Here is a 24221-nt window from a genome sequence, read left to right on the forward strand (position 1 = left end):
AGCCGGATCAGCCTGGGTATCGCTGGTCCCCTGGCTGATGTCCGCGCCGGGCGGGACGGTGGTCGCATGAGCCACACGATCGTCATGACCGGCGCCAGCCGCGGCATCGGGCGCGTCGCCCTGGACGAAATCCGTCGGCGAGACCCCGATGCGCACGTGGTCGTCGTCGCGCGGACGGACCTCGGCGACGGCACGGTGACGGCGGACTTGAGTTCGCTGCGCAGCGTCCGGGACGCTGCCACCGCGATCCGCGACCGGCTGGACCGCGGCGACCTGCCGCCGCTGCGCGCGTTCGTGGGGAACGCCGGTGTCCAGCACACGAACGCGCTCGTGACGGGGCCGGAAGGGTTCGAGTCGACCTTCACCGTCAACGTGCTCGCCAACCACGTGTTCGTCCGCGTGCTGCAGGACCGCTTCGCCACGCCAGGGCGGGTCGTGATCACCACCAGCGACACCCATTTCGGCGACTTCCGGCACAACCTGGGTCTCGTGCCCGGCCCGGTGTGGCAGTCCCCGGACGTGCTCGCGCGGCCCGGCGCCTTCCCGGACCCGTCGAGCGCGGCCGCCGGGCGCACCGCGTACTCGACCAGCAAACTGGCCACCATCCACCTGGTGCACGAGTCCGCGCGCCGGCTGCCGCCCGGGGTCACCGCCGTGGCCTACAACCCCGCGTTCGTGCCCGGCACCGGACTCACCCGCGACGCCGGTCCGGTCGTCCGGTTCGCGGTGCGCCGGATCCTGCCCGCGATGACCTGGACTCCGTGGGCGACCAGTCCCGCCGCCGCCGGCCGCTACCTGGCCGACGTCATCCTCGGGGCGATCGACGCGCCGAATGGGTCCTATGTGGACCTTGGCGCGGTCGTCCCGTCCTCCCCGGAGTCCTACGACCCGCGGCGCGAGCGGGAGCTCTGGGATGCGGCCGAGCGGTTAACCGGGGTCGGGGTGTAACCTATTTGACTGCTCGGAAAGCCTTGCGCCGCAAGCTAAACTGCGCGCATGGGAGTGAAGGCGAAGATCGGGTCCGCCGGTGCGGCGCTGGTGGTCGCGGCGGGTGTGGCGTGGTCGCTGGGCCCGGGGCTGAACGGGTTGAGCGACGACGCGCCGGCGATCGCGCTCGGGATCGGCGTCCGGCCGCCCGCGGTCGCGCCGCCGGCCGAGACGTCCGTCGCCCCGCCCGCGCCGGAAGTCACCCGGCCCGCGCCGGACCAGGTCGGCGGGGTCCGGCCGGTGAACCGGCCGGGCACGGCGGTTCCGCTGGTTCCGTTGCCGTCGATGCCGGCGCCCGCGGTGCCGGGCGCGCCCGGGATGCCCGCGCCCGACGTGCCGCCGAGTGTGCCGCAGCAGCCGGGGGCGCCGTCCGCGCCCGCGGAACCCACCTCCCCGGCGACGCCCACCCCGTCCCCGGCGCCCCCGCCCGACGCGACGCCGACCCAGCCGGCGAGCGGCTGCGTGTCGGACACTCGGCTGGGTTCGCTGATCTGCGGGATCGCGGGCGTACTCAGCTGATCGCTGTCCCCGGTCACTCCCGTCGGTGGCCGTCGATCCGTGAGCCGGCGGAGACACCGGGGTGGCCGATCGGGGCTCGCGAGCCGCTTTCGGAACATCCACTGGTCGCGATCACCAGGCGGTAGCCGACGTCCAGCGAATCCCGGTCCAGGAGATCGGTGCCACGTGCCGGAGCCGAGGTCCTCGGCCAGTCTGCGCACCGCGAGGCGAACCACGTCCGCCGGCAGCGCCGCGACGCCGGACATGCCCGCCCGCACGTCGTCGTCCAGGTAGCTGTGCGGGCGGCGCCAGTAGGCGGCCAGGAAACCGTCGGTGCAGTCCCACGGGACGGGGACCGGCTGGACCACCACCCGCCGGTCGGGGGCCGCTCAGCCCGCGGACCACGGTACTAGCGGACGAGCCAGTACCGCGCCATCACCTCGACGTCCCACGTGAACACCACCTGCCGCCCGGACACGCGGCGCCGGCCGCCGGGCCGCGCCAGTGGCGCACGGTCAGCACGGCGAGCGCGGCGTCGAGCCGGTCGTCGACGCAGGGCAGGTGCCCGGCGACCGCGCACCCGGCCGGGGCCGAGCCCGGCGGTCGCTGGCGCAGCATCGTCGCCGACGGTTCGACCGCCAGCACGTTCCGGCCGTCCGGTTCGTACGATCCGGCGCCCGCGCCGACGTTCAGCACCGTCGCGGCCGCGCCGAGCGCGGCGTGCACCTGGCGGGCGATCCGCGGATCCGGCTGCCGCACCGCGGAGTAGCCGCGGCCGAGCGAGCGGTAGGCGTCGGCCATCCCGGCACCCTAGCTCGATGCGGTGATGAGTGCGTCGATCCGGGGGATGCGGGTATCGCCGAGCCATGCGTGCATCGGTGCTCCTTCCCGTACTGGCGATCGCGTTCGTGCCGGCCACCGCTGCGGCACAAGAGATTCCAACGTTCGACGGCCGCGACTGCCCGCAGGACAGTCTGTGCCTGTACCGGGACCACGGCTTCACCGGCGGCGGTCTGGCCCTGCGACCGGGTGACCGGATCGACGACCTCGCCACCCACGACCTCGCCGACCGGATCTCGTCCTGGACCAACGACACCGGCGTCACCAACGTCCAAGGTCGGGGTGAAGATCACTTCCCGGACCGCCGCCCCGGCCCGGCCCGCATGCGGCCCGCGGTGGGCCTCTGCCCGGACACCGGCCGCGGACGGCTGTCCTACGAGCGCGCGGAGTACCTGTTCAAACAGGCGACGCGCGCGCTGGCCCCCGCCGGGCGCGGCTTCACGCTGCGGCAGCTGTGGTCGGGGCGGGGCGTGTAGTGGTGGGCCTGCACGGCTGGGGCGGGTGATGTTCGTTGGCCGGGCGCGGCTGCACGTCTCCCGGTCACCGGCGCCGCTCATGAGCGGTGGCTGCGGTCGGGCCTGCGATGGGAGTTCAGGTCAAGGCCAGCAGCCGCAGCCACTCCCGATCCGCGCCCTCCGCCGTGAGCAGCGCGGCCAGCACTCCGGTGGCTCCGGTGAGCAGGCTGAGGTCCACCATCGCGAGCACCTCGGGCAACCGTGCGTGCAGGAACCGGAGCAGGCGGTCCCGCAGGACGCCGCCGACGGGGGCGCGCCCCGCGAAGGCGTCGGCGATCAGCAGGACCCCCGCGGCGCCGTGGCAGAGGCTCAGCGGGTTGTCGTTCAGGTGCACCTCCTCGTCGTACGCCGCGCACAACGTGTCCATCGCCCGCAGGCCGGCTTCCGCGAACAAGCCGCCCGCCGTCCACAGTGCCCACGCGATCCCGGGCGTGCCGTAGCACCACGCCTGCCGCCGCACCACCGCACGCCGCGCGCCGTCCGGGCGGGAGCGCCACGACACGACGCCCAGCTCGTCCGTCTCCTGGTGCTCGACCAGCCACGACGCCAGATCCGGCGACCCGCCCGGCCCCAGCGCGGCCAGCGGGCCCGCCACCCCGTGCGCCAGCCCGGTGACGACCCCACCCCGCGCCCACGCCGGCGCGGCCCCGCCGATGCGGAAACCCTCGGGCACAGCCAGCGCGGCCAGGTGCTCTCGCGCCGCCTGCGCTCCGGGCAGCACCGCCAGCAAGCCGGCCGGCCCGGAAACCAGGTCGTAATCGGCGAACCCGACCTCGCGCGACCGCCAGCGGCCGTCCGCCGCCAGCCGCGCCGCAGCCCGGTCGGCCAGCGGCCCCAGCGCGGGATCGACCCGCGCGGCCAGGCGCAGTCCGGCCAGGACCCCGGCGAACCCGCCGTGCAGGCCGGCGCCCGAGCAGCGCGGGATCGCCCGCAACCAGGCCCGCAGCGCCGCCCGGCTCGCCGGGTGGTCGCCGAGCAGCGCGGCGAGCACGGCCGCCCCGGTATCGGGCGCGGCCGTGCTCGCTTCCTGCTGCTCGGTCCAGGTCGTGAGGACCGTGGCGGCGGCACCGGTCAGCTCCCGCGCCATCCCGAACGGGTCAGCACACGAACCAGCTCGACTCTTCGTCACCGCAATACCCGCTGCACAGCAGCAGGGAGGGCGGCTTACCGGTTTCCGGGTCTCCGGAACTGCTGATCCGCGCGTCCAGACGCTCGACCAGACCGTCCAGTTCGGACAGCTCCAGCGTGGCCTCCATGATGAACTCCTTCCGTTGGTTTCCTCTACCCACCGACTGCGGTGGTCTCGGGGGCGCGCCGCGCGCGCCGGGTGGTGATCCGCTGCCAGGCGGCGGTCACGTCGTCGGCCAGCCGGGACGGCGACGCGCCCAGCAGCAGCCGCACCACGGCCTGCACCGCCCGCCGGGATCCATCCACATCGGACACCGTCAGGTCGTCGGGGGCGGGCAGCATCTCCTCCAGCACCAGGCCGCCGACCGCGGGATCGGCCAGCATCCGGTCGAACACCCGCAGCGTGGCGATGCTGTCCAGGTCGACCGGCTGGGACCGGCGGCCGTCCCGGGCGAACACCCACCGCGGCGCGCCGGTCACCAGCCGCAGGTTCGCCAGCGCTCGCATCCGCGCGAACCGGTCGCCCCCCGGCTCCGGCAGCACGTCCCGGCCCGCGAACACCGTCGCCGGGGCGAGCACCAGGTCCGGGTCGGCCAGCAGGCGCGGCGTGCGGGCGCGGCCGGGGAAGGCGGCGCGCGGATCGCCGAATCCGTGCGACACCGCGAGCCGGCGGGCCGGGGACGCGGCGGTGAGCAGCGAAACCACCAGGTCCCACGGCGGCGGTGGCCGCCGGGTCGCGTGGTAGACCGGCCACAGCACCTGGCCCGCGCGGTCCTCGGCGATCACCCCGCGCGCGTCGCGGCGCAGCGTGATCTCGTCCAGCGGCAGGTAACGGCGCATCCCGGCCGGATCGTCCACATAGGTCGCCGGGTCGGCGTCGCCGGTCCAGGTCCGCGTGTAACGCGGGCGGCGGACGGTGTTGGCGCCCTGGCTGCCTTGCGGCGGCACGAGGACCTCGACGAGCTCCGCGCCGCACCGGGCCGCGGTCTCGGTCAGGAACGCGCGGTGCGCGCTGACCTGCGGGACCTCGCCGTGCAGGCTCTGCAGCGCGGCGGCGAACCGCGCGTCCGTCACGCCCGCCGGGGTGACGGCCTCCAGCACGGCCCGGCCTCCGGGCAGCGGGCGGAGCAGGCAGTCGACCGGCCACGGCGAGGGCCGCGCGGGCGGTGCGCCGAGGTAGTCCAGCACCGCCGGGCCGAGTTCGATCTCGCTTTCGTCGGCATGCCGGGCCATCCACTCGCACAGCCGCTGGTAGATGGTTCGCGGCCGCGGTTCCGGCCACGCCGATCCGGGCAGGGCGGGCCGGGGCGGCTCGCCGGAGTCGAGGGCCTCCGCGACGATCGCGGACAGCGGCCGCGGCTCGGGGCCGACGAGGTCGAGCGCGGGGTGCGCCCGGCGGTCGGCGATCACCGCGGCGAGCCGTCCCGTGTGGTCGACCAGCTCGGGCAGCCGCGACGGCACCGGCACGCCGCCGTGCGCGCGCCGGTAGACGTCGGTGAACCCGGAGCCGGGCTCCGCGGCGACCCGCCAGCGGTGCAGCAGCCCGGCCGGCGCAGACGACACCTGCACGAGCCCCAGCTGCGCCAGGTGCCGCAGGAACTCGCGCAGCACCGGCTTGCGCCGCACGTCCGGCGCGAGCAGCGTGACGACGTCCCGGGTGCGCATCGCCCGCGCGCCGAGCACCCGGCACAGCGCGTCCACCACCGGCGTGCGCCTGATGTCGCCGCGGCGCACCGCGTCCGGCCCGTCGTGGTCGGCGACGTGCCAGCACAGCCGGTCGCCCTCCGTCCACCGCAGCGCCGTCAGGCTCAGCCACGCGTCCGGCAGGACCGGGGCCGCGGTCAGCCTGCGGCGGTCCTCCTGGATGTTGGTCAGCCGGTGCACCGCGTGGTCGCCGACCGTCAGCGGCCCCGGGCCGGTCCCGGCGAGGGCGACGTGCGCGAGCCAGCCGCGCGGGGTGCTCTTGAACGCGGCCCGGAACAGCAGCCGCAGCAGGTGGTCGGCGCGTTTGCGCAGTGCCTTGCCGGTCCACGGCTCACCCGCGGCGAGCCGGGCGCGGATGTCCTCGACGACGCCGGGCGCGGTGGCGGCGACCATGCGGGCCGCTTCGGGGTCGCCGCTGATCAGGTCCCACACCAGGCCGTGGTGCATCCGCGCGGTCTGCTCGACCGCGTCGTGCAGCGCCGCGGTCTCGGCGGTCAGCGCGTCGCCCCATTCGGCGATCCGCGCCAACGGCCGGAAATCCAGGTCCCCGGGCTGGACGAACTCGCCGCGGTGCAGACGGCGCCGGACGTCGAGCGCCTGCCACCGCAGGTCGCGCGGCAGGGCCGGGACCAGCTCCACACCGATGCGCTCGGCCACGTCCGCGGCGCACGCGCGGTAGGCGGTCTCGGCGCGGATCAGGTGCCGCATCCGTTCGGTCAAATCGGGCGTGCCGAGCGCGGCGGGCAGCGCCGCGGGCAGGCCCGCGACCCGCACCAGCACGGAATCGCCGGCCAGGGCTGGATCAGTCATCGTCGGCCGCCAGCGACTCGGCGATCAGGACCTGCTTGCCGAAGCTCAGCTTCCCGCGGTTCCAGTGGAACACCACGTAGTAGCAGGCCGCCTCGCGTGGGCCGACCCGCGCGCCGTCCGCGGTGAAGTAGTGGGACCACCACCCGTCGAGCAGCGGCCGGATCTCCTCGGCGTGCCGCTCGGCCAGCCGCCGGGCGGGCCCGGGCACGGTGGCGGCCAGCTCGTCCGGGTGGTTCCACCACCGGCGCAGGCCGGCGGCGGCGCCGGCGGTGTCGACCGGCTCGGGGTGCCGCCGCCCGGTCTCGCGGACCCGCGCCCACACGTCCCGGTCCTCCCAGCCCGCGATCCGCAGCCCGTCGAAGACGCCGCGCAGCATCAGCATTGACAGCGCCCACGACGGGCAGCCGGACGGGCGGGTGTGGTGGTCGAGCCAGGTCAGCGAATCCACGGTGAACAGCCGGTGCGCCCACGCCATCGACGCGGGACCGCCGAACAGGTGCGCCTCCGGCTCGTACACCGACGGCACCGCCCTGGTCACCAGTCCGATGTTCTGCCACAGCCGGATCCGCTCGCGCAGCAACGCTTCCACGTGCTCGGCCTGTCCGGGCGCGGGAGCCAGGCGCAGGCGCAGACCGGGTGGCTTGTGCATCACGAAGAAGTCGTCGATCGTCTGCTGCCACAACCAGTCCCGGGCCAGCGCGGCGATCGCGCCGTGCAGTTCCGGCAGATCCGGCGTTTCCAGGCCCCACTGCACCCACCGGTCCTCCTCGGCCGCGAGCGCGGCCGCGCCCGCGGTGAGGAACGTGGTGAGCTCGCGGCTGGTCCGCCCCTCGGACAGCGCGCTGACGCAGTCGGCGAGGAAATCCCGCATGGGCACGGAATTCTCCCGCAGGCGCACGGTCGCAGGCATCGTCATCTCGCCTCCCGAAAGGAATTCTCGAAACGGTTTCCGGAAATGCGGAAATCCGTATTCAGTCTGTGCCGGGAGGTGGACGGCGGAAAGTGCGGGAACGGCTTTTCGCCGGGTCGAACGACCCCTGAACGTGGTGACCTGGCAAGCCGCGTCCGGTGCCGGGACACAGGGTCACGACCGCCGGACGCGGTTACTCACACCGGTCCGCGCGGAACCGCTCGGGTCAGCGGTTTCGCCACACCGGTTTCCTTTTCTGCGCGAACGCGGCCGGTCCTTCGAACGCGTCCTGGCTGACGAGGAGTTCGTCGAGCGCGGGCGAGGGGGGCCGGACGGCTTCCACGGTGTCGGCGAACCCGTCCGCCTCCGCCATGATCCGCAGCGAGGTGCGCACCGACGTCGGTGAGCCCTCCAGGATCGCGGCGGCCAGCTCGCGCGCGACCGCCGGCGCCTGCCCGGCCGGCGCGACCCGGCTGATCAGGCCGTAGGACTCGGCCTCCGCGGCGGACAACCGCCTGCCGGTGAGGATCACGTCGCGTGCGACCTTCGGCGGGATCGCGCGTGGCAGCCGGACCAGCCCGCCCGCGGCGGCGACCAGGCCGGCCCGGACCTCGGGCAGGCCGAACTGCGCGGTCTCGTCGGCGACCACGAGGTGGCAGGCGAGGGCGATTTCGCAGCCACCGCCCAGCGCGAACCCGTTGACCGCCGCGATCACCGGTTTCGGCAGGGACTCGCGGCTGGTGAGCCCGGCGAACCCGTTCCTGGGCACCCACATCGGTTTGCCGCTGGCGGAGTAGACGAGGTCGTTGCCGGCGGAGAACGCCTTGTCGCCGGCGCCGGTGATGATCGCGACCCACAGCGCCGGGTCGGCGAAGTAGGCGTCGAACACCTCGTCCAGTTCGGCGTTGGCGGGCGGGTGCAGGCTGTTGCGCGAGTCCGGGCGGTTGATGGTGACTTCGAGCAGGTGCCCGTCGCGGCGCACCAGGATGTGCTCGTAGTCGTCGCGGAAGCCCGGCGCGCGCGGCGGGAACAGCTCGTCCATCCGCTCGGCTGTCATCATGACCCGGTTGCCGAACCCGAACGAGCGCACGTGGATCTTGCTGCCGATTGGCTCGCCGTCCAGCAGGCGGCCGAGCGTCTCCTCGTCCTTGGTGGAGGCGAGGAAGCGGCGGCCGTCGTCGAGCCGTCCGATGACCACGGCGCTGCCCGCGGCGTGCTGGACGGTGTAGGTCTCCAGCGTGGCCCAGCCGTCCGGGTGCACCGCGGTCGGCACCGCGGGGCGGGCGTCCAGCTCGGCCTGCAGCTCGGCGCTGCGGCCGGGGCGCCACGGCGCCGGGGTCGTGGAGTACACGCCGGCGGAGTACTTGGACAGCATGCCGCCGTTGGCGCCGACCAGGCCGAACGCGCCCGGTTCGCGCGCAGCCGCACGACGGTCTCGGCGATCGCGTGCGTCGAGTAGTTGTTGCCGGGGCCGCCGAAGAAGGGCAGGCCACCCGTCACGGTGAGACCGCGCGGGTCGTCCGGGGCGAGGCCGAGCCCGTCGCAGACGGCGAACACGGCGATCGGGAAGCAGCTGTACAGGTCGATGGTGGCCAGGTCGCCGACCGCGATGCCGGCGAGGTCCAGCGCGTGCCGCACCGCCAGCACCGCGGCGGGCGAGCCGCTCAGGTCCTCGCGCTCCAGCAGTGGCTGTTCTTCCAGGTCGGCGTGACCGTGCAGGAACCCCCACTTCTTCTCGGGCACACCGAGCCGCCGCGCGGCGCGCACGGACATCAGCAGCACCGCGGCGCCCTGGTTGACCTGCTCGCGGGCGATCAGGAACCGCGTGTACGGGTCGGCGACCGGGCGGTTGCGCTCGGTCGGCGTCGCCAGCTCGCGGGCATCGCGCCGCACCGGCGCGGCTGCGTGCGGGTTGGCCGCGGCGACCGCGGTGAACGGCGCGAACAGCTCGCTCATCGCCGGCGCGTAGTCCTCGCGGGACAGGCCGAGCCGAGCGCGGCGGGCGTTTTCGAACAACGCGTACTGGCTGGTGGGTTCGAGCAGGCCGTGCGCGAGCATCTGCCGGTTGGCCAGGCCCTTCAGCCCGAACCCGCGGTCCTCCAGGTCGCCGTCGACGTGCTCGGTGAAGTCCGGCTTGTCGTCGGCCTGCTGCAGGTGCCGGACCGTGGAGATGGCCTCCGCGCCCGCGATCAACGCGACCTCGGCCCCGCGCCGATGCGGTTCGCGACCGAGCGCGGGAAGTTGTCCGACCGGCCCAGCGGCGAGTGCGGGATCGGCGTGGAGATCTCGAACTGGCGGATGCCGGCGACGGTGTCGACGGCGGACGCGACGTCGCCGGGGTCCGCGCCCGTGTCGGCGAGGGCGTCCCGGGCCGCCGCGGCCGCGAACTCGACCGCGGACAGCCCGCGGTAGCCGGTGTCGTCGATGCGCTCGGACGCCTGGCCTACGCCGACGAGGACCGGCGTCCGGTGATCGAGAGAGGTCATACCGAACGGTAACCCGGCGGCGCAGTCTCGATCACCGGTCCCGGATCACGAACTTTGCGCGATGTTGACCATCCACGAGACGCCGAACCGGTCCAGGCACGCGCCGAACTCGTCGCCCCACATCTGCTTCTCCAGCGGGACGGTGACCGTGCCGCCGTCGGACAGCTTGTCCCAGTAGCCGCGCAGCTCGCCGGCGTCGTCGCCGCTGAGGCTGATCGACATGTTGTTGCCGGGCTGGTGCTCCATGCCGGGCGGGGTGTCCGAGGCCATCAGCGTGAAACCGCGCTCGGTTTCGAGCTGGGCGTGCATGACCTTGTCCGCGTCGGTGCCCTCCATGCCGCCGAAGTCGCCGAAGGTGTTGAGGTTCAGCTCGCCGCCGAAGACCTGCCGGTAGAACTCCATCGCCTGCCGCGCGTCGCCGGCGAAACTGATGTACGGGTTGAGCCGCGAAGCCATTTCCGGGTCTCCCTCCATCGCGAAGGGGCCAATCCTCGCAGACCGTTCTGCCTGCGACAACACCCTGCGGGGTAGGAAAAACTCCGCCAGAATCGGCCCGTGATCGGGTCGGTTTGGTACGTGGGTTACGGGTCCAACCTGCACGCCGCGCGGCTGCGGTACTACCTGGAGGGCGGCACGCCGCCGGGCGGCCGGCGGTCGTGCTGCGGGTGCCGTGACCCCCGGCGACCGGAGCGGGTGGTCGCGCATTCGATGCCGGGCGCGGTGTACTTCGCGACCGAGTCCGCGACATGGGGCGGCGGGCGCGCGTTCTACGACCCCTCGTTGCCGGGGACGGCCGCCTGCCGGGCGTACCTGCTGACCGTGGGGCAGTTTTCGGACCTGGCGGCCCAGGAGATGTACCGTGCGCCGGACGGCGACCTGGACCTGACGACGGTGCTGTCCGCGGGCCGCGACGTGCTGGGTCCGGGACGGTACGAGACGTTGCTGCACGTGGGTGACCTGGAGGGGTTCCCGGTGCTCACGTTCACCGCTCCGTGGACCGCCGACGAGGTGCCGTGGAACCCGCCGTCCGCCGTCTACCTGCGGATGCTCGGCGACGGGTTGCGGGAGTCGCACGGCTGGCCGCCGTTCCGCGTCGCGGAATACCTGTGCGGCCTGCGCGGGGCGGAGGGCTTCTGGTCGGTGGACGAGGTGGCAGACCTGCTGGCTCAGTAGGCCAGCTCCGCGAGGCGCTCCGGGTCGGAGATGATGTCGATCGCGGCGATGAGGTCGTTCACCACGGTGAACGCGAAGAGCGTCTGCGGGCGGCCGTCGCGCAGGATGAGGCGGCCCGCGACGCCGTTGACCAGCACCGGGACCGGCTGCCCGCCCTGGCCGGACTCCCGGAAGGTGAGCGCCTGCCCGGCCACCGCCTCGGCCCCGTGCGCCAGCCGGGACGCGCCCGCGGGCAGGGCGGTGGCCTCGACCCGCAGCACCACGTCCGGGTCCAGCACGTTGATCAGCGCGGCGAAGTTCCCGTCCCGGGCGGCGGCGAAGAACGCGTCCACCACCTCACGCTGCCGGGTCACGTCCCCGTCCGGCACCGTCGGGCTGCCCTGGATCCGCCGCCGTGCGCGGCTCGCCAGCTGGCGAGCCGCGGCCGGGGTCCGGTCCACGATCGGGGCGATCTCGTCGAACGGCAGCGCGAACATGTCGTGCAGCACGAACGCCAGCCGCTCCGCCGGGTCGAGCGTGTCCAGCACGACGAGCAGCGTCAGCCCGACCGAATCGGCGATCAGCGCCTGCTGCTCGGGGTGCGAGCCGTCCTCCGGGACGATGACCGGGTCCGGCAGGCGTTCCGGGTAATCCTCGCGGCGCGCCGACCGCGACCGCAGCATGTCAAGGCACACCCGGCCGACCACGGTCGTCAGCCAGCCGCCGAGGTTGCGTACCTCGTCGGCGTCGCCGCGGCTGAGCTTCAGCCACGCCTCCTGTACCGCGTCGTCGGCCTCGGTCAGCGAACCCAGCATCCGGTAAGCCACCGCCCGCAGGTGCGCCCGGTGCGACTCGAACCGCTCGGCCAGCCACTCGTTCTCGGTCATACCGTTCTGACGGATCCCGTCACGCCGGTGTGACCGGCTCGGACACCCGGATCACGATCAGGCACGAGTCGTCCTCGGTGTCGGACGTCGCCTCGGCCAGCAGCTGGTCGCTGATCCGCTCCACCTCCGTGCCCGCGTGGCAGGCCGCGGCGGCCAGCCGGTCCAGGCTGTCGTCGAGCAGCACGCCGCGCCGTTCGATCAGCCCGTCGGTGAACAGGACCAGCGTGTCCGCGGGCCGCAGCTTGAGCACGGACTCCTCGAACCGCGCGGTCGGCCGCGCGCCGAGCAGGATTCCGCGCGGCAGGGGCAGCTGCTGGGTCACCCCGCCGCGCACCAGCATCGGCGGCAGGTGCCCGGCGCGTGCCCAGGTCAGCGTCCGGCTGTCCGGTTCGTACAGCCCGCACAACGCGGTGCCGGTGACGCCGCGGTTCACCGTGAACGTCGTCGTGTTCAGCCATTCCAGCAGCCGTCCCGGGCTCGCCCCGGTCACGGCCAGCCCGCGCAGCGCGTTGCGCAACGCGATCATGCCGGTGGCCGCGCCGATCCCGTGCCCGGCGACGTCGCCGATCACGAGCAGGATCCGCCCGCTGGGCAGCACCGTCGCGTCGTACCAGTCGCCGCCGACCTTGTGCTCCTGCGCCGCGGGCCGGTACCGGACCGCGACGTCGAGCCCTTCCATCTCCACGGGCCGCGCCGCGGACGGCAGGATCGCCTGCTGAAGCTCCCGCGCGATCCGGTTCTGCTGCTGGGCCTCGTGTTCGGTGTCGGCGAGCCGGTCGCGGGTCGCGGTCAGCGCGACCTGGCTCTGGTACTGCGCGGACAGGTCCTGGTAGATCCCGCGCACGGCGACCAGCTGCCCGCTCTCCGACAGCACCGGCTCGCCGTGCGCGCGGATCTGCCGGTGCGTGCCGTCCGGCCGGATCAGCCGGAACACCGTCGCGGCCTCCTGACGCGCCAGCAGCGTGGTTTGGAACGCCTCGGCGATCGGCAGGTCCTCGGGGTGGACGTAGGTGCACAGCTCGTTCCACGCGACCGGGCCCGCGGACGTCGGCAACCCGAACAACTCGAAGGTCTGCTCGGTCCACGTCATCTCGCCGGTGAGCACGCTGTGTTCCCAGCTGCCCAGCCGGGCGATGTGCTGCAGGTTGTGCAGCAGTTGCGCGAGCCGCTGGTCGTCGTGGCCGACGGTGAGCCCGATCCGCACCCCGTCCAGGAACCGGGTGATCCGCACGTCCACGGTCGCCGGGGTGGCCGCGCCGCCGGTCCGCGCGACCAGCGGGACCGGCCCGAGCCGCGCGGTCGCGCCGCTGGTGAGCACCTCCACCGCGCGGTCGGCGAGCCCGTACGCGCACAGCAGCGGGTACGCCCTGGTCAGTCCGCGGCCGATCAGTTCCGCGGCCTGCCGCCCGTGGGGGTCCTCGAAGTCCTCGCCGACCTGCGCGATCTCGAAGTCGGTCACCTGGCCGGACTCGTCCGAGCGCGGCCGGGCGAACAGGCCGGAGTCCAGCAGGCCCACCGTCGACGGCAGCGCCCCGGCCGGTTGCGTGCTGAGCACGATCTCCCGGCCGCACAACGCGGCGAGCGCGGTCAGCCGTCGCTTCTGCTCCGGCGGGAACAGCGGTAGCGGCGCGGCCCAGACGAACTCCACCACACCGGCGATGCTCCGCGAGGTGGTCACCGGGACCACCGCCCGCGCCCCGCGCCGCTCGTCCGCCAGCAGCGGCACGGCGGGGGCGAATTCCACCCCGGGGATCCAGTGCGGCCGCCGTTCCCGCGCCGCGCGCTGCGGCAGGCAGTCCATCAGCACCGGGAGGTGCCGCCAGCGGCTGGCCTCCAGGAGGTCGAGCCCGCTGTGGCCGGCGAGGCCCAGCGCGCCGTCCGGCCGCACCTGCCACACGGCGACCGCGGCCGCGCCCGCGGTGTGCCGGACTTCCTCCAGCAGAGCGGAATTCTCCGCGGTGGCGTCGCGCAGCCGGGCGAAGTCGGGAGCGTTGTCGGGCTCGGCGAGCGTCCGCGGCGGCCGGACCGCGCCCGCGACCACGTCCGCGGCCAGCTCGGCGACGGTGATTCCGGTGCGCGCGGCGAGCTCGGCGAGGTGCGTGGCGGCCTCGGCGGGGGAGTAGCCGAGCCGTTCGACGAGGATGCCTTCGGCGACCGGGACGAGCAGCCCGCCGTCCTGTTCGGCGCGCAGCCGTTCGATTTCCTGCTGCTGGCATTCCACGACGGCGGCGAGCCCGGCGACTCGCGGATCGAGGTCGCTGGTCTGCGGCGGGTACTGGGCCGTCACTCGAGCCCCTCGGTCACGGTGGGCGGACGAAGCAAGTCTAGTGAAGTGGCGCTGGGATACGTGTCGCGCTACCAGTAGATTCCTCTTCTGCGGGGATTGTTCGCAAGAGCGGTTCCCAGAGCCTCACGGAATCGGAGTGCGCTGATGGCTGAGAGCCGGACCGCCCAGGCCAAGCGGGACCCGGGCCGAGGCGGTGAACGGGAGCTGGCCGATCCCCGGTTGCAGCAGCTGCTGGCCGGTCTGACCGCGGTACGCGACGGCGATTTCGGCACGCGGCTGCCGCAGGTCGGCGACGAGCTGATGGACGAGATCGCGGCCGTCTTCAACGGCATGGTCGACCAGCTTTCGGTGTTCACGTCCGAGGTGACGAGGGTGGCGACCGAGGTGGGCACGGAGGGCAAGCTCGGGGGCCAGGCGCGGGTGCCCGGGGTGTCCGGGACCTGGGCGGACCTCACCGATTCGGTGAACGCGATGGCAGGCAACCTGACCGCTCAGGTGCGCGACATCGCGCAGGTCGCGACCGCGGTGGCAAAGGGCGACCTGTCGCAGAAGATCACGGTGGACGTCCAGGGCGAGATGCGGGAGCTGAAGGAAACCATCAACACGATGGTGGACCAGCTTTCGTCGTTCGCCGACGAGGTCACGAGAGTGGCCCGCGAAGTCGGCACGGACGGCAGGCTGGGCGGTCAGGCGCAGGTGCCCGGTGTCGGCGGCACGTGGCGGGCGCTCACCGACTCGGTGAACTTCATGGCCGGCAACCTGACCGACCAGGTGCGCTCGATCGCCTCCGTGGCCACCGCGGTCGCCGACGGCGACCTCTCCCAGAAGATCACCGTCGACGCGCGCGGCGAGATCCTGGAGCTGAAGAACACGATCAACACGATGGTGGACCAGCTGTCCGCGTTCGCGGACGAGGTCACGCGCGTGGCCCGAGAGGTAGGCACCGAGGGCCGCCTCGGCGGTCAGGCCGACGTCAAGGGCGTGTCGGGCACCTGGAAGGCGCTCACCGAATCGGTGAACGTCATGGCCGCCAACCTGACCGACCAGGTGCGGTCGATCGCCGACGTGACCACCTCCGTCGCCAAGGGCGACCTGACGCAGAAGATCCGCGTCGACGCGCGCGGCGAGATCCTGGAACTGAAGGAGACCATCAACACGATGGTGGACCAGCTGTCCGCGTTCGCCGACGAGGTCACGAAGGTGGCCCGCGAAGTGGGCACGCACGGCAACCTGGGCGGGCAGGCCAACGTCCGCGGGGTGTCGGGCACCTGGAAGGACCTGACCGACAACGTCAACGGGATGGCGTCCAACCTGACGAGCCAGGTGCGGTCGATCGCGCAGGTGGCCAGCTCCGTGGCGCAGGGCGACCTGTCGAAGAAGATCACCGTCGAGGCCAAGGGCGAGGTCGCCGCGCTGGCCGACACGATCAACACGATGGTCGACACGCTCGGCGCGTTCGCCGACGAGGTGACCAGAGTGGCCCGCGAGGTCGGCACCGAAGGGATCCTCGGCGGCCAGGCCCGCGTCCCCAACGTCGCGGGCACCTGGAAGGACCTCACCGACAACGTCAACTCGATGGCGAACAACCTGACCAACCAGGTGCGCAACATCGCCCAGGTGACGACCGCCGTCGCGGACGGCGACCTGACCAAGAAGATCGACGTCGACGCCCGCGGCGAGATCCTCGAGCTGAAGACGACGATCAACACCATGGTCGACACCCTCGGCTCGTTCGCCGCGGAGGTGACCCGCGTGGCCCGCGAGGTGGGCAGCGAAGGACGGCTGGGCGGTCAGGCCGAGGTCGAGGGCGTGTCCGGCACCTGGAAGCGGCTCACCGAGAACGTCAACGAGCTGGCGGGCAACCTGACCCGCCAGGTGCGCGCGATCGCCGAGGTGGCCAGCGCCGTCGCCACCGGCGACCTGACCCGCTCGATCTCGGTCGAGGCGCAGGGCGAGGTCGCCGAGCTCAAGGACAACATCAACTCGATGGTGCGGTCGCTGCGCGAGACCACGCACGCCAACCAGGAACAGGACTGGCTCAAGACCAACCTGGCGCGCATCGCCGGGTTGATGCAGGGCCACCGCGACCTGGCCACCGTCGCCGAGCTGGTGCTGAACGAGCTGGTGCCGCTGGTGAACGCGCAGCAGGGCACGTTCTTCCTGAGCAGCGGGCAGAACGGCACCGGGCGGCTGCGGCTGATCGCCACCTACGGCGCGCACTCCACCGAGGAGCTGGCGCGGGAGGTGGAGGTCGGTCAGACGCTCATCGGCCAGGCGGCCCGTACCCGGCGGCCGATCATCGTCGACAAGACCCCGCCGGGGTACGTGCGGATCTCCTCCAGCCTCGGCGAGGCGCCGCCGGTGAACCTCGTCGTGCTGCCGGTGACGTTCGAGGACCGCACCCTCGGCGTGATCGAGCTGGCCTCGTTCGAGCGGTTCACCCAGGCGCAGCGCGACCTGCTGGACCAGCTGGGCGAGACGATCGGCGTCAACGTCAACACGATCGTGGCGAGTTCGCGCACGGACTCCCTGCTCGAGGAGTCGCAGCGGCTCGCGGCCGAGCTACGGGTCCAGCAGGAGGAACTGCAGCGCTCGAACGCCGAGCTGGCCGAGAAGGCGACGCTGCTGGCCCGCCAGAACCGCGACATCGAGGTCAAGAACACCGAGATCGAGCAGGCCAGGCGGGAGATCGAGGAGCGCGCCGAACAGCTCGCGCTCGCCTCGAAGTACAAGTCCGAGTTCCTCGCGAACATGTCACACGAGCTGCGCACTCCGCTCAACAGCCTGTTGATCCTGGCGAAGCTGCTCGCGCAGAACCCGAGCCGCAACCTCACCGCGAAGCAGGTGGAGTACGCCGAGGTGATCCACTCGGCCGGTTCGGACCTGTTGCAGGTGATCAACGACATCCTCGACCTGTCCAAGGTGGAGGCCGGGCGGATGGACATCCACCCGGAGCCGTTCGCGCTGAACCAGCTGCTGGACTACGTCGAGGCCACGTTCCAGCCGCTGACCGCCGAGAAGGGGCTGACCTTCGCGGTCACCGCCGACCAGGACGTGCCGCGCGAGCTGGTGACCGATCAGCAGCGGTTGCGGCAGGTGCTGCGGAACCTGCTGTCCAACGCGGTCAAGTTCACCGACCACGGCCGGGTCGAGCTGCGCGTGCGGATGGCCCGCGAGGAGGAGCTGCCGGCAGGCACCAGCGGCCCGGTGGTGGCGTTCGCGGTCACCGACACCGGCATCGGCATCGCGAAGGAGAACCTGAGCGCCATCTTCGCCGCGTTCCAGCAGGCCGACGGCACCACCAGCCGCCGCTACGGCGGCACCGGGCTGGGGTTGTCCATCAGCAACGAGGTGGTCTACCGGCTCGGCGGCGAGATCCGCGCGGAGAGCGAGCTCGGCGAGGGCAGCACGTTCACGTTGTTCCTGCCGCTGGGCAAGTCCCCCGGCGACGGCCTGCCCGCGCCGGTGGCCGCCGAGGTCGAGGTGCCCGAACCCGCGTCGGAGGCCTCGCGCGAGACGCACGGCAAGCGGCAGGTGCTGGTCGTCGAGTCGGCGGGCAGCGGCCTGCTGTCGCTGCTGGCGAGCAGCGCCGCCGCCGACCTCGCCGACACCCACGGCACAGTCACGGTCGCCACGGTGAGCACGGCGGAGCAGGCGACGAACGTCCTGCTCAGCCGCCCGCACCACTGCGTCGTGCTGGACGTCAGCCTGCCCGAGGGCGGCCCGTTCGCCGTGCTGGACGCCCTGGCCGAACACCCCGACCTGCGTTCGGTCCCGGTGCTCGCGCACCCGTCCCGCAAGCTGACGCCGGACCAGGAGAGCCTGGTGCAGACCCGCGCGGCGATGCAGCCGCTCGAGCTGCTGCCCTCGCTGGACGAGCTGCGCGAGCGGATCGCGCTGCACCTGTCCGCCGACCAGCCGGACGACGTCATCCCGCTGACCCAGCCGCGCTCGCCGCTGCCGTCGCTGACCCGGCCCGTCGACGACCGGCCGGTGGACGAGCCGTTGCGCGGGCACAAGGTGCTGATCGTGGAGGACGACCCGCGCAACGTGTTCGCGCTGCGCGGCGCGCTGGAGAGCTACGGGCTGGACGTGCGGCACGCGGTGAACGGGCGCAAGGGCATCGACGTGCTGCTCGCCGAGGACGGCATCGAGCTGGTGCTGATGGACGTGATGATGCCGGAGATGGACGGCTACGCGGCCACGGCGGCGATCCGGGAGATCCCGCGGTTCGCCGACATGCCGATCATCGCCGTCACCGCGAAGGCCATGCAGGGAGACCGGGAGAAGGCGCTCGCGTCCGGGGCCAGCGACTACCTGACGAAACCAGTCGACGCGGAGGAGCTGCTTCAGTGCCTGCGGCGGTGGCTGCCGGAGGTGCGGGCCTGACCCGGGCGGCGGATCCGGCGAAGGAGGTGTTCCGCCGGGGCGCGCGGAAGTGGAGGATGGGTGCGTGCAGGCACCCGATCCACTGAACCCGCGCGATCCGGCCGGCGACCCCGCCGACGGCGTCGCGGTCGCCGTCGAACGCCGCGGTGAGGCCGTCGTGGTCCAGGTCAGCGGCGAACTCGACCTCCTGACGACGCCGCGGCTGGACGACGCGGCGAGCCAGGCGCTGCGCGAGCGGCCGTCGCTGCTGGTGCTCGACCTGACGGGGGTCACGTTCCTGGGTTCGGCCGGCATGGCCTCGCTCGTCGCCGTGCGGCAGGCCGCCGGGGACGACCTGCCGATCCGCCTCGCCGCCGCGGACCCGGTCGTGGTGCGCGCGATGGAGGTCGTCGGCCTCGACGAGGAGTTCCCCCTCTACCCGACGTGCGAGGACGCGCTGGCCGGCTGACCGGCGAGCAGCGTGCGCAGCCGCGCTCGGCAGGGTAGGTCTCACCGCGGCCGGGGTGGTGCAGCACCCCGGCCGGGGCACCCGGAGTCCGCCGTACGGTGCCGTCCGAGCGTCCTGTTCGCCGACGGCGGTTTCGTTGCGCAGGCGTGGAAAAACCTTTTCACGGTAGCGGCGCCGCCGCGCCCAGGCCCTGCGCCGCGGCCGCCGCGCGGACCGCGTCGATCACCAGCTGCAGGGACGGCCGCGTGGACGCCGTGCGGTGCGCGATCGACACCGTGCGCATCGGCGGTTCGGTCAGCGCCACGATGTCCACCCCGTTCGGCCGCAGCGACAGGCCCAGGTCCGACACGAGCGTGACCCCGAGCCCGGCGTCCACCATCGCCAGCGCGGTCGCCTGCTCGCCGACCTCGTGGTTGATCTTCGGCTCGAACCCGTGCCGCTGGCACGCCAGCCGCACCGCCCGGCCGAAGTGCGAGCGTGGCCCGGCCAGTATCCACGGGTGCTCGGCCAGCTCGGTCAGGCTCACCGTGCTGGCAGGCACCGTGCCGCCCGGAACCGCCGCGTGCAGCCGTTCGACCGCGATCACCACCCGCGTCAGCGCCGGGTCCCACGGCATCGGGTAGTCGGAGTAGTCGATGACGAACGAGAAGTCGAGCGCGCCGTCGCGCACCGCACCCGCGGTTTCCTCCGGCGCCAGCTCCTTCGTGCGCACCTCGATGCCCGGGTGTTCCCGCGCCAGCGCGGACAACGCGAACGGCAGCAACCCGGACGCCACCGACGCCCACACCCCCGCGGTCAGCCGCGCGGTGACGCCCTCCTGCGCCTCCTCCAGCGCCATGGTCGCCCGTTCGACGGACTTGAGGATCTCCTCGGCGTGCTCGGTCAGCACCACGCCCAGCTCGGTCAGCTGGACCCGCCTGCCGAGCCGCTCGAACAGCTTGGCCCCGACGTCCCGTTCCAGTTGCGCGAGCTGCTGCGAGACGGCCGACGCGGTGTAGTGCAGGGCGGCCGCGGCCGCGGTGACGGTCCCGCGGCGCTGCAGCTCCCGAAGCATCCGCAACCGGTGCAGCGACAGCTCCATGCCGCCCAGGGTAGGTAAGGATCACCTGCTGTGCAGGGAACGTGAACGGAACCGTGCATGATCCCTAACTGGACGTCTCCGGGAAGCCTGCCGCACCCTGGTGTCAGCGGGAATGGATCTCCCGATTCCACCCAGACCGGCGACCGAAGCCACCGCGCGCGGCGGAGGTGCGCTGTGCTGCGCCCGGAATCGGCGACAGGCTTGGAGGGGACAGTTGACCACGATGCAGGATCCGCGGGGGCTCGCCGGCGAGCGGACCCGCCCGCGCACGCAAGAGCCGATGCTGCGGCTGACCTGGACCGACCCGGTCACCGGCACCCGCGGCTACCTCGTGGTGCACACGCTGGTCTCCGGCCTGGCCACGGGCGGCACCCGGATGCGCGCTGGCTGCACGTTGTCCGAGGTCGAGGACTTGGCGCGTGGCATGGCGGCCAAGACCGCGACGTTCGACCTGCCGGTGGGCGGGGCGAAGGGCGGGATCGACTTCGACCCGAAGGACCCGGGGGCCGTCGGGGTGCTGGAGCGGTTCTGCCAGGCCATGCGCCCGTGGCTGGACGCGCACTGGGTGACCGCCGAGGACCTCGGGGTGCCGCAGCACCTCATCGACGAGGTCTTCGAGCGGCTCGGGCTGGAGCAGTCGTACCACGCCGCCATCCGCCGTTCGCCCGATCCGGCGCGGACGCTGCGTCGCGTGCACGCCGGGCTGAACGCGCCGGTGCCGGGCGGGCTGCTGCTCGGTGACGTGGTCGGCGGTTACGGCGTCGCGCAGGCCTGTCTCGGCGCGGCGAGCGCGTGGGGCTGGGAGCCAGCCGCCAGGACCGTGGCGATCCAGGGCATCGGCACGATGGGCGGTGGCGCGGCCTGGTACCTGCACGAGGCGGGCATGCGGGTGGTCGCCGTCGCCGACGCGGCCGGGACGCTGTACGACGCGGCGGGGCTGGACGTGCCCGCGCTGCTGGAGCTGCGGGACGCCTACGGCGAGGTGGACCGCTCGCGGCTGTCCGGCTCGGTCCGGCAGCTGCCGCGCGACGCGGTGGTCGGGGTGGCGGCGGACATCCTGGTGCCGGCGGCGATTTCCTACGCGCTGACGCCGGACAACGTCGCGGACGTCGCGGCGAAGGTCGTGGTGGAGGCGGCCAACGCCGCGACGACGCCCGAGGCCGAGGCGATGCTCGCCGCCCGCGGTGTCCCGGTGGTCCCGGACTTCGTGGCGAACGCGGGCGCCGCGGCGTGGGCGTGGTGGCTGCTGCTGGGGCAGGTGGGCGCCGACCCGGTCGACTCGTTCCACCGGCTGCAGACGGAAATGCGGTCGAAGGTGGCGCTGCTGCTGGCCGCCTGGTTCGCCGACGGGGTCCCGCCGCGCACGACGGCGGAAGAACTGGCCGCCGCGAACCGCGCCGCGCGCCTCGCCGCTGGCGATGCTGGGGTCACGATCCCCTGAACACGCTGAAGGGCCGCGGCGAACCCCGCTGAACTGGCGACGTCGGGCCGCCATTCCCGGAACACGCTGAAGGGGCCCTTCGCGAGGGTGCGAAGGGCCCTTCACTGCGTGTCGACACCTTGGTTCCGGCCTGGTTCGCCGACGGGGAGGTGAACCAGGTCCGGTATCCAATCGGCGGTTGCGGCCTTCGGAGCCGTCGTCGGCGGGACCGTAGGGCCTCGACCTCGTAGTGCCCGGGCACCTCGGGGTCTGCCCCATACAGTGCCCCATGGCCCACGCCGGAACCAGGGCCTAAGGTCCCTTTTCACTCGTCCGGCATGCTCTGGGCCATGGACCACCCGCTGCGCGCCATCCGCGCCACCCGAGTGTTCGCCGACCGGCCGGTGCCCAGGGACCTCGTCGTGGACCTGGTCGAGACGGCGCGCTGGACCGGTTCCGCGCGGAACCGCCAGCCGTGGCGGCTCGTCTCGGTGACCGACCCCGCGGTGCGTCACGCGCTGGCCCGCCTCGGGCAGTACGCGCAGCCGCTGGCAGCGGCCCCGGTCGCGCTCGTGTTGCTGTCCGACGCGGAAGCGGGTGCGGACACCGAGTTCGACCTGGGGCGGCTGTGCCAGACCCTCGTCGTGGCAGCGCACTTCGCCGGGCTGGGCAGCTGTCCGGTCTCGTTGTACCCCAAGGCCAACGCGGTGGAGGCGGCCGCGCTCACCGGACACGGGCACCCGTGGCGCGCGCACCACGCGCTCGCGCTGGGCTGGCCGGGGGAGCGCCTGCGTGGCCGGTCCGCCGTGCCGGTCGGACGCAAGGCGCTGGCGGACGTGTTCTCGGAGTTGTAGCCCGTCAGACCAACGGCTCGGCGCGGGCGGTCCAGCGGCCTTCGGTGCGGGTGATGCGCACGGGGTGGTCGAAGCATTTGCTGATGTGGTCGGTGGTCACGACGTCGTCCGCCGTCCCGGACGCCAGGCATTGGCCTTCGCGCAGCAAGAGCGCGTGGGTGGTGCTCGCGGGCAGCTCCTCCAGGTGGTGGGTGACCAGCACGGTCGCCAGCTCCGGGTGGTCCCGCCGCAGAGCGTCCACACTGGACAGCAGTTGCTCGCGGGCGGCGACGTCCAGGCCGGTCGCCGGTTCGTCGAGCAGCAGCAGGCGCGGCGACGGCATCAGGGCGCGGGCGATCAGCGCCCGGCCGCGCTCGCCCTGGGACAGGGTCGGCCAGCGGGCGTCGCGTTGTCCGGCGAGGCCCAGCATCCGGATCAGGCGCTCGGCGCGTTCCCGCTCCGCCGCGGCCGGCTGCCAGCGCGGCACCAGTTCGGTCGTGTTCGTGAGCCCGGTCAGGACCACCTCGAACACCGACAGCGGCGACGTCAGCGGGTGCCGCGGGTTGATGTGCCCGAGGAACGACCGCAGCTTGCGCATGTCGACCCGGCCCAGCCGGTGCCCGAGCACGTCGACCGTCCCGCGCGTCGGGTGGGTGAGCGCCCCCAGCAGCCCGAGCAGCGTGCTCTTGCCGGCGCCGTTCGCGCCGAGCAGCGCCCAGTGCTCGCCCTCGCGCACGGTCAGCGAGATCGACCGGAGCAGGTACCGGCCGTCGCGGACGAGATCCACATCGCTCACCTGCAGCACGGGGGTCATCACCGCACCGTATCAAGTCCTCAGACGTCTGATGAAACGGACATCCGATAACCTCCCGGAGTGGATCGGGTGGAGACGCGAGAACTCGCCTACTTCGTCGCCGTGGCGGAGACCCTGCACTTCGGTCGCGCGGCGGAAGGGCTGGGACTGGCCCAGCCTGCTCTGTCGAAGGCCGTGCGGTCGCTGGAACGGCGGCTGGAGGTCACGTTGTTCGACCGCACGAGCAGGCGGGTCGAACTCACCCCGGCCGGCGAGGTCCTGCTCGACGAGGCGCGGAAGGCGCTGGCGGCCGTCGCCGCGGCGGCCCGGCGCACGCAGCGGGCCGGGCGTGGCGTGCCCTACCTCGCCCTGGCCGCCAAACCCGGCGGCGACGCGGGGCTGCTGCCGTCGATCCTGCGCCGCTACGAGAGCGACCCCGCCGCGGTCCCGGTCGAACTCGTCACCGCGCATGAGGACAGGGTGTCCCTGCTGCGCGACGGGCGCGCGGACGTCGCCCTGCTGCACACCCCCTTCGACGACGCGGGCGGCTTGGAGACGGAGGAGCTGCGCGCCGAGCCGAGGTCGGCGCTGCTGCCGCCGGAACACCGCCTGGCGCGCCGGTCGATCCTGCAGCTGAGCGACCTGCGCGGCGAGCCGGTCGGGCGATGGGCCGGTTACCCGGACGACGGTGGCGTCGAGGTGACGGACCTGGCGAAGCTGCTGCGCGTGACCTCGCGCGGGCGGGCCGTCGCGCTGCTGCCGCAGTCGGTGCTGGACGCGCTGGACCACAACCTGGTGACGGTGCCGGTGGTGGACGCCGCCCCCGCACGGCTGCTGCTCGCCTGGCCGCAGGGCACCCGGTCACCCGCGATCTCGGCCCTGGCCAGGGCAGCGCGCGAGGTGGCGGCTGAATGCCGCACCGCGACCAGGCCGGTGCGCCCGGCAGGCATGGCGGAGCGGGTGGGCGGACGCTGACCCGGCTCGCCGCGCAGGTCCGACGTAGGCACGCGTTCGAGCAGCAGGGTGCATGCCTGCCGCACCAGCGGCCGGAGG

21 protein-coding genes are annotated in these 24221 nt (G+C 73.2%); 9 read left to right on the forward strand and 12 right to left on the reverse strand.

Annotated elements, in window-relative coordinates:
* Positions 1 to 66 precede the first annotated feature (66 nt).
* Positions 67 to 948, forward strand: a complete 882-nt coding sequence (locus tag AMETH_RS06165; RefSeq protein ID WP_017987184.1) for an SDR family NAD(P)-dependent oxidoreductase — start codon at positions 67 to 69, stop codon at positions 946 to 948.
* A gap of 48 nt (positions 949 to 996) precedes the next feature.
* Positions 997 to 1506, forward strand: coding sequence for a hypothetical protein (locus tag AMETH_RS37740; protein ID WP_156131617.1), 510 nt, complete (start codon positions 997 to 999; stop codon positions 1504 to 1506).
* 414 nt (positions 1507 to 1920) lie between these two features.
* Here AMETH_RS37740 and AMETH_RS41985 read toward each other — a convergent pair whose 3' ends face one another.
* Positions 1921 to 2286, reverse strand: coding sequence for a class I SAM-dependent methyltransferase (locus AMETH_RS41985; RefSeq protein WP_323806983.1), 366 nt, complete (start codon positions 2284 to 2286; stop codon positions 1921 to 1923).
* Between the two features lie 65 nt (positions 2287 to 2351).
* On the opposite strand from AMETH_RS41985, the gene AMETH_RS35515 reads away from it, so the two are divergent.
* The gene (locus AMETH_RS35515; RefSeq protein ID WP_017987186.1) at positions 2352 to 2801 is read left to right on the forward strand and encodes a peptidase inhibitor family I36 protein; all 450 of its coding nucleotides are present in this window, start codon (positions 2352 to 2354) and stop codon (positions 2799 to 2801) included.
* Between the two features lie 115 nt (positions 2802 to 2916).
* Here AMETH_RS35515 and AMETH_RS06185 read toward each other — a convergent pair whose 3' ends face one another.
* From AMETH_RS06185 to AMETH_RS06205, 7 genes are all read right to left on the reverse strand, one after another.
* On the reverse strand, positions 2917 to 3927 hold the full coding sequence (locus tag AMETH_RS06185; protein ID WP_017987187.1) for a lanthionine synthetase LanC family protein: 1011 nt from the start codon (positions 3925 to 3927) through the stop codon (positions 2917 to 2919).
* Positions 3928 to 3937: 10 nt separating this feature from the next.
* Positions 3938 to 4096: a hypothetical protein gene (locus AMETH_RS38585; protein ID WP_017987188.1), complete on the reverse strand. Its 159-nt coding sequence runs from the start codon at positions 4094 to 4096 to the stop codon at positions 3938 to 3940.
* Between the two features lie 25 nt (positions 4097 to 4121).
* Positions 4122 to 6482 carry a hypothetical protein gene (locus tag AMETH_RS06190; RefSeq protein WP_156131618.1) on the reverse strand — a complete coding sequence of 787 codons (2361 nt, stop codon included), beginning with the start codon at positions 6480 to 6482 and terminating at the stop codon, positions 4122 to 4124.
* On the reverse strand, positions 6475 to 7398 hold the full coding sequence (locus AMETH_RS06195; protein WP_017987190.1) for a thiopeptide-type bacteriocin biosynthesis protein: 924 nt from the start codon (positions 7396 to 7398) through the stop codon (positions 6475 to 6477). The genes AMETH_RS06190 and AMETH_RS06195 overlap by 8 nt, the downstream gene beginning before the upstream one ends.
* Before the next feature lie 220 nt (positions 7399 to 7618).
* On the reverse strand, positions 7619 to 8767 hold the full coding sequence (locus tag AMETH_RS39690) for an enoyl-CoA hydratase-related protein (RefSeq protein WP_223843068.1): 1149 nt from the start codon (positions 8765 to 8767) through the stop codon (positions 7619 to 7621).
* A gap of 814 nt (positions 8768 to 9581) precedes the next feature.
* Positions 9582 to 9878 carry a hypothetical protein gene (locus AMETH_RS39695; protein ID WP_017987192.1) on the reverse strand — a complete coding sequence of 99 codons (297 nt, stop codon included), beginning with the start codon at positions 9876 to 9878 and terminating at the stop codon, positions 9582 to 9584.
* Positions 9879 to 9923: 45 nt separating this feature from the next.
* Positions 9924 to 10334: a VOC family protein gene (locus AMETH_RS06205; protein ID WP_017987193.1), complete on the reverse strand. Its 411-nt coding sequence runs from the start codon at positions 10332 to 10334 to the stop codon at positions 9924 to 9926.
* A 99-nt stretch (positions 10335 to 10433) separates the two neighbouring features.
* On the opposite strand from AMETH_RS06205, the gene AMETH_RS06210 reads away from it, so the two are divergent.
* Positions 10434 to 11051, forward strand: a complete 618-nt coding sequence (locus tag AMETH_RS06210) for a hypothetical protein (RefSeq protein WP_017987194.1) — start codon at positions 10434 to 10436, stop codon at positions 11049 to 11051.
* On the opposite strand, the gene AMETH_RS06215 is transcribed toward AMETH_RS06210, so the two are convergent.
* The gene (locus AMETH_RS06215; RefSeq protein WP_017987195.1) at positions 11045 to 11917 is read right to left on the reverse strand and encodes a sigma-70 family RNA polymerase sigma factor; all 873 of its coding nucleotides are present in this window, start codon (positions 11915 to 11917) and stop codon (positions 11045 to 11047) included. The genes AMETH_RS06210 and AMETH_RS06215 overlap by 7 nt on opposite strands.
* Before the next feature lie 19 nt (positions 11918 to 11936).
* Entirely contained in the window at positions 11937 to 14204 is a 2268-nt protein-coding gene (locus AMETH_RS06220; RefSeq protein WP_017987196.1) for a SpoIIE family protein phosphatase, read from the reverse strand.
* Positions 14205 to 14348: 144 nt separating this feature from the next.
* Here AMETH_RS06220 and AMETH_RS06225 point away from each other — a divergent pair, with 144 nt between their 5' ends.
* A complete protein-coding gene (locus tag AMETH_RS06225; RefSeq protein ID WP_038531918.1) occupies positions 14349 to 18593 on the forward strand; it encodes a HAMP domain-containing protein in 4245 nt (1414 codons plus the stop codon).
* 64 nt (positions 18594 to 18657) lie between these two features.
* The gene (locus tag AMETH_RS06230) at positions 18658 to 19041 is read left to right on the forward strand and encodes an STAS domain-containing protein (protein WP_017987198.1); all 384 of its coding nucleotides are present in this window, start codon (positions 18658 to 18660) and stop codon (positions 19039 to 19041) included.
* A gap of 160 nt (positions 19042 to 19201) precedes the next feature.
* Here the strand turns inward: AMETH_RS06230 and AMETH_RS06235 are convergent, their stop codons facing one another.
* Positions 19202 to 20122: a LysR family transcriptional regulator gene (locus AMETH_RS06235; protein WP_017987199.1), complete on the reverse strand. Its 921-nt coding sequence runs from the start codon at positions 20120 to 20122 to the stop codon at positions 19202 to 19204.
* A 223-nt stretch (positions 20123 to 20345) separates the two neighbouring features.
* Between AMETH_RS06235 and AMETH_RS06240 the strand changes: the two genes are divergently transcribed.
* Together AMETH_RS06240 and AMETH_RS06245 are read left to right on the forward strand one after the other, a co-directional pair.
* A complete protein-coding gene (locus AMETH_RS06240; protein ID WP_051079593.1) occupies positions 20346 to 21563 on the forward strand; it encodes a Glu/Leu/Phe/Val dehydrogenase dimerization domain-containing protein in 1218 nt (405 codons plus the stop codon).
* Positions 21564 to 21892: 329 nt separating this feature from the next.
* Positions 21893 to 22396: a nitroreductase family protein gene (locus tag AMETH_RS06245; RefSeq protein ID WP_038532789.1), complete on the forward strand. Its 504-nt coding sequence runs from the start codon at positions 21893 to 21895 to the stop codon at positions 22394 to 22396.
* A 4-nt stretch (positions 22397 to 22400) separates the two neighbouring features.
* Here the strand turns inward: AMETH_RS06245 and AMETH_RS06250 are convergent, their stop codons facing one another.
* Complete coding sequence (locus AMETH_RS06250; RefSeq protein ID WP_017987202.1) at positions 22401 to 23189, reverse strand: ABC transporter ATP-binding protein; 789 nt, start codon at positions 23187 to 23189, stop codon at positions 22401 to 22403.
* Positions 23190 to 23249: 60 nt separating this feature from the next.
* On the opposite strand from AMETH_RS06250, the gene AMETH_RS06255 reads away from it, so the two are divergent.
* Entirely contained in the window at positions 23250 to 24143 is an 894-nt protein-coding gene (locus AMETH_RS06255) for a LysR family transcriptional regulator (RefSeq protein WP_026153861.1), read from the forward strand.
* The last annotated feature ends 78 nt before the right edge of the window (positions 24144 to 24221 follow it).

The organism is Amycolatopsis methanolica 239, from assembly GCF_000739085.1.
GTDB classification, from domain to species: domain Bacteria; phylum Actinomycetota; class Actinomycetes; order Mycobacteriales; family Pseudonocardiaceae; genus Amycolatopsis_E; species Amycolatopsis_E methanolica.

Excerpts from the sequence above, each read along its gene's own strand:
- AMETH_RS35515 (WP_017987186.1), top strand. The coding sequence starts at position 2,352 with ATGCGTGCATCGGTGCTCCTTCCCGTACTGGCGATCGCGTTCGTGCCG.
- AMETH_RS39695 (WP_017987192.1), bottom strand. The coding sequence starts at position 9,878 with ATGACCTCTCTCGATCACCGGACGCCGGTCCTCGTCGGCGTAGGCCAG.
- AMETH_RS06185 (WP_017987187.1), bottom strand. The coding sequence starts at position 3,927 with ATGGCGCGGGAGCTGACCGGTGCCGCCGCCACGGTCCTCACGACCTGG.
- AMETH_RS06240 (WP_051079593.1), top strand. The coding sequence starts at position 20,346 with ATGCAGGATCCGCGGGGGCTCGCCGGCGAGCGGACCCGCCCGCGCACG.
- AMETH_RS06165 (WP_017987184.1), top strand. The coding sequence starts at position 67 with ATGAGCCACACGATCGTCATGACCGGCGCCAGCCGCGGCATCGGGCGC.
- AMETH_RS39690 (WP_223843068.1), bottom strand. The coding sequence starts at position 8,767 with ATGCTGTCCAAGTACTCCGCCGGCGTGTACTCCACGACCCCGGCGCCG.
- AMETH_RS41985 (WP_323806983.1), bottom strand. The coding sequence starts at position 2,286 with ATGGCCGACGCCTACCGCTCGCTCGGCCGCGGCTACTCCGCGGTGCGG.
- AMETH_RS06195 (WP_017987190.1), bottom strand. The coding sequence starts at position 7,398 with ATGACGATGCCTGCGACCGTGCGCCTGCGGGAGAATTCCGTGCCCATG.
- AMETH_RS06225 (WP_038531918.1), top strand. The coding sequence starts at position 14,349 with ATGGCTGAGAGCCGGACCGCCCAGGCCAAGCGGGACCCGGGCCGAGGC.
- AMETH_RS06245 (WP_038532789.1), top strand. The coding sequence starts at position 21,893 with ATGGACCACCCGCTGCGCGCCATCCGCGCCACCCGAGTGTTCGCCGAC.
- AMETH_RS38585 (WP_017987188.1), bottom strand. The coding sequence starts at position 4,096 with ATGGAGGCCACGCTGGAGCTGTCCGAACTGGACGGTCTGGTCGAGCGT.
- AMETH_RS06190 (WP_156131618.1), bottom strand. The coding sequence starts at position 6,482 with ATGACTGATCCAGCCCTGGCCGGCGATTCCGTGCTGGTGCGGGTCGCG.
- AMETH_RS06215 (WP_017987195.1), bottom strand. The coding sequence starts at position 11,917 with ATGACCGAGAACGAGTGGCTGGCCGAGCGGTTCGAGTCGCACCGGGCG.
- AMETH_RS06250 (WP_017987202.1), bottom strand. The coding sequence starts at position 23,189 with ATGACCCCCGTGCTGCAGGTGAGCGATGTGGATCTCGTCCGCGACGGC.
- AMETH_RS06235 (WP_017987199.1), bottom strand. The coding sequence starts at position 20,122 with ATGGAGCTGTCGCTGCACCGGTTGCGGATGCTTCGGGAGCTGCAGCGC.
- AMETH_RS37740 (WP_156131617.1), top strand. The coding sequence starts at position 997 with ATGGGAGTGAAGGCGAAGATCGGGTCCGCCGGTGCGGCGCTGGTGGTC.
- AMETH_RS06205 (WP_017987193.1), bottom strand. The coding sequence starts at position 10,334 with ATGGCTTCGCGGCTCAACCCGTACATCAGTTTCGCCGGCGACGCGCGG.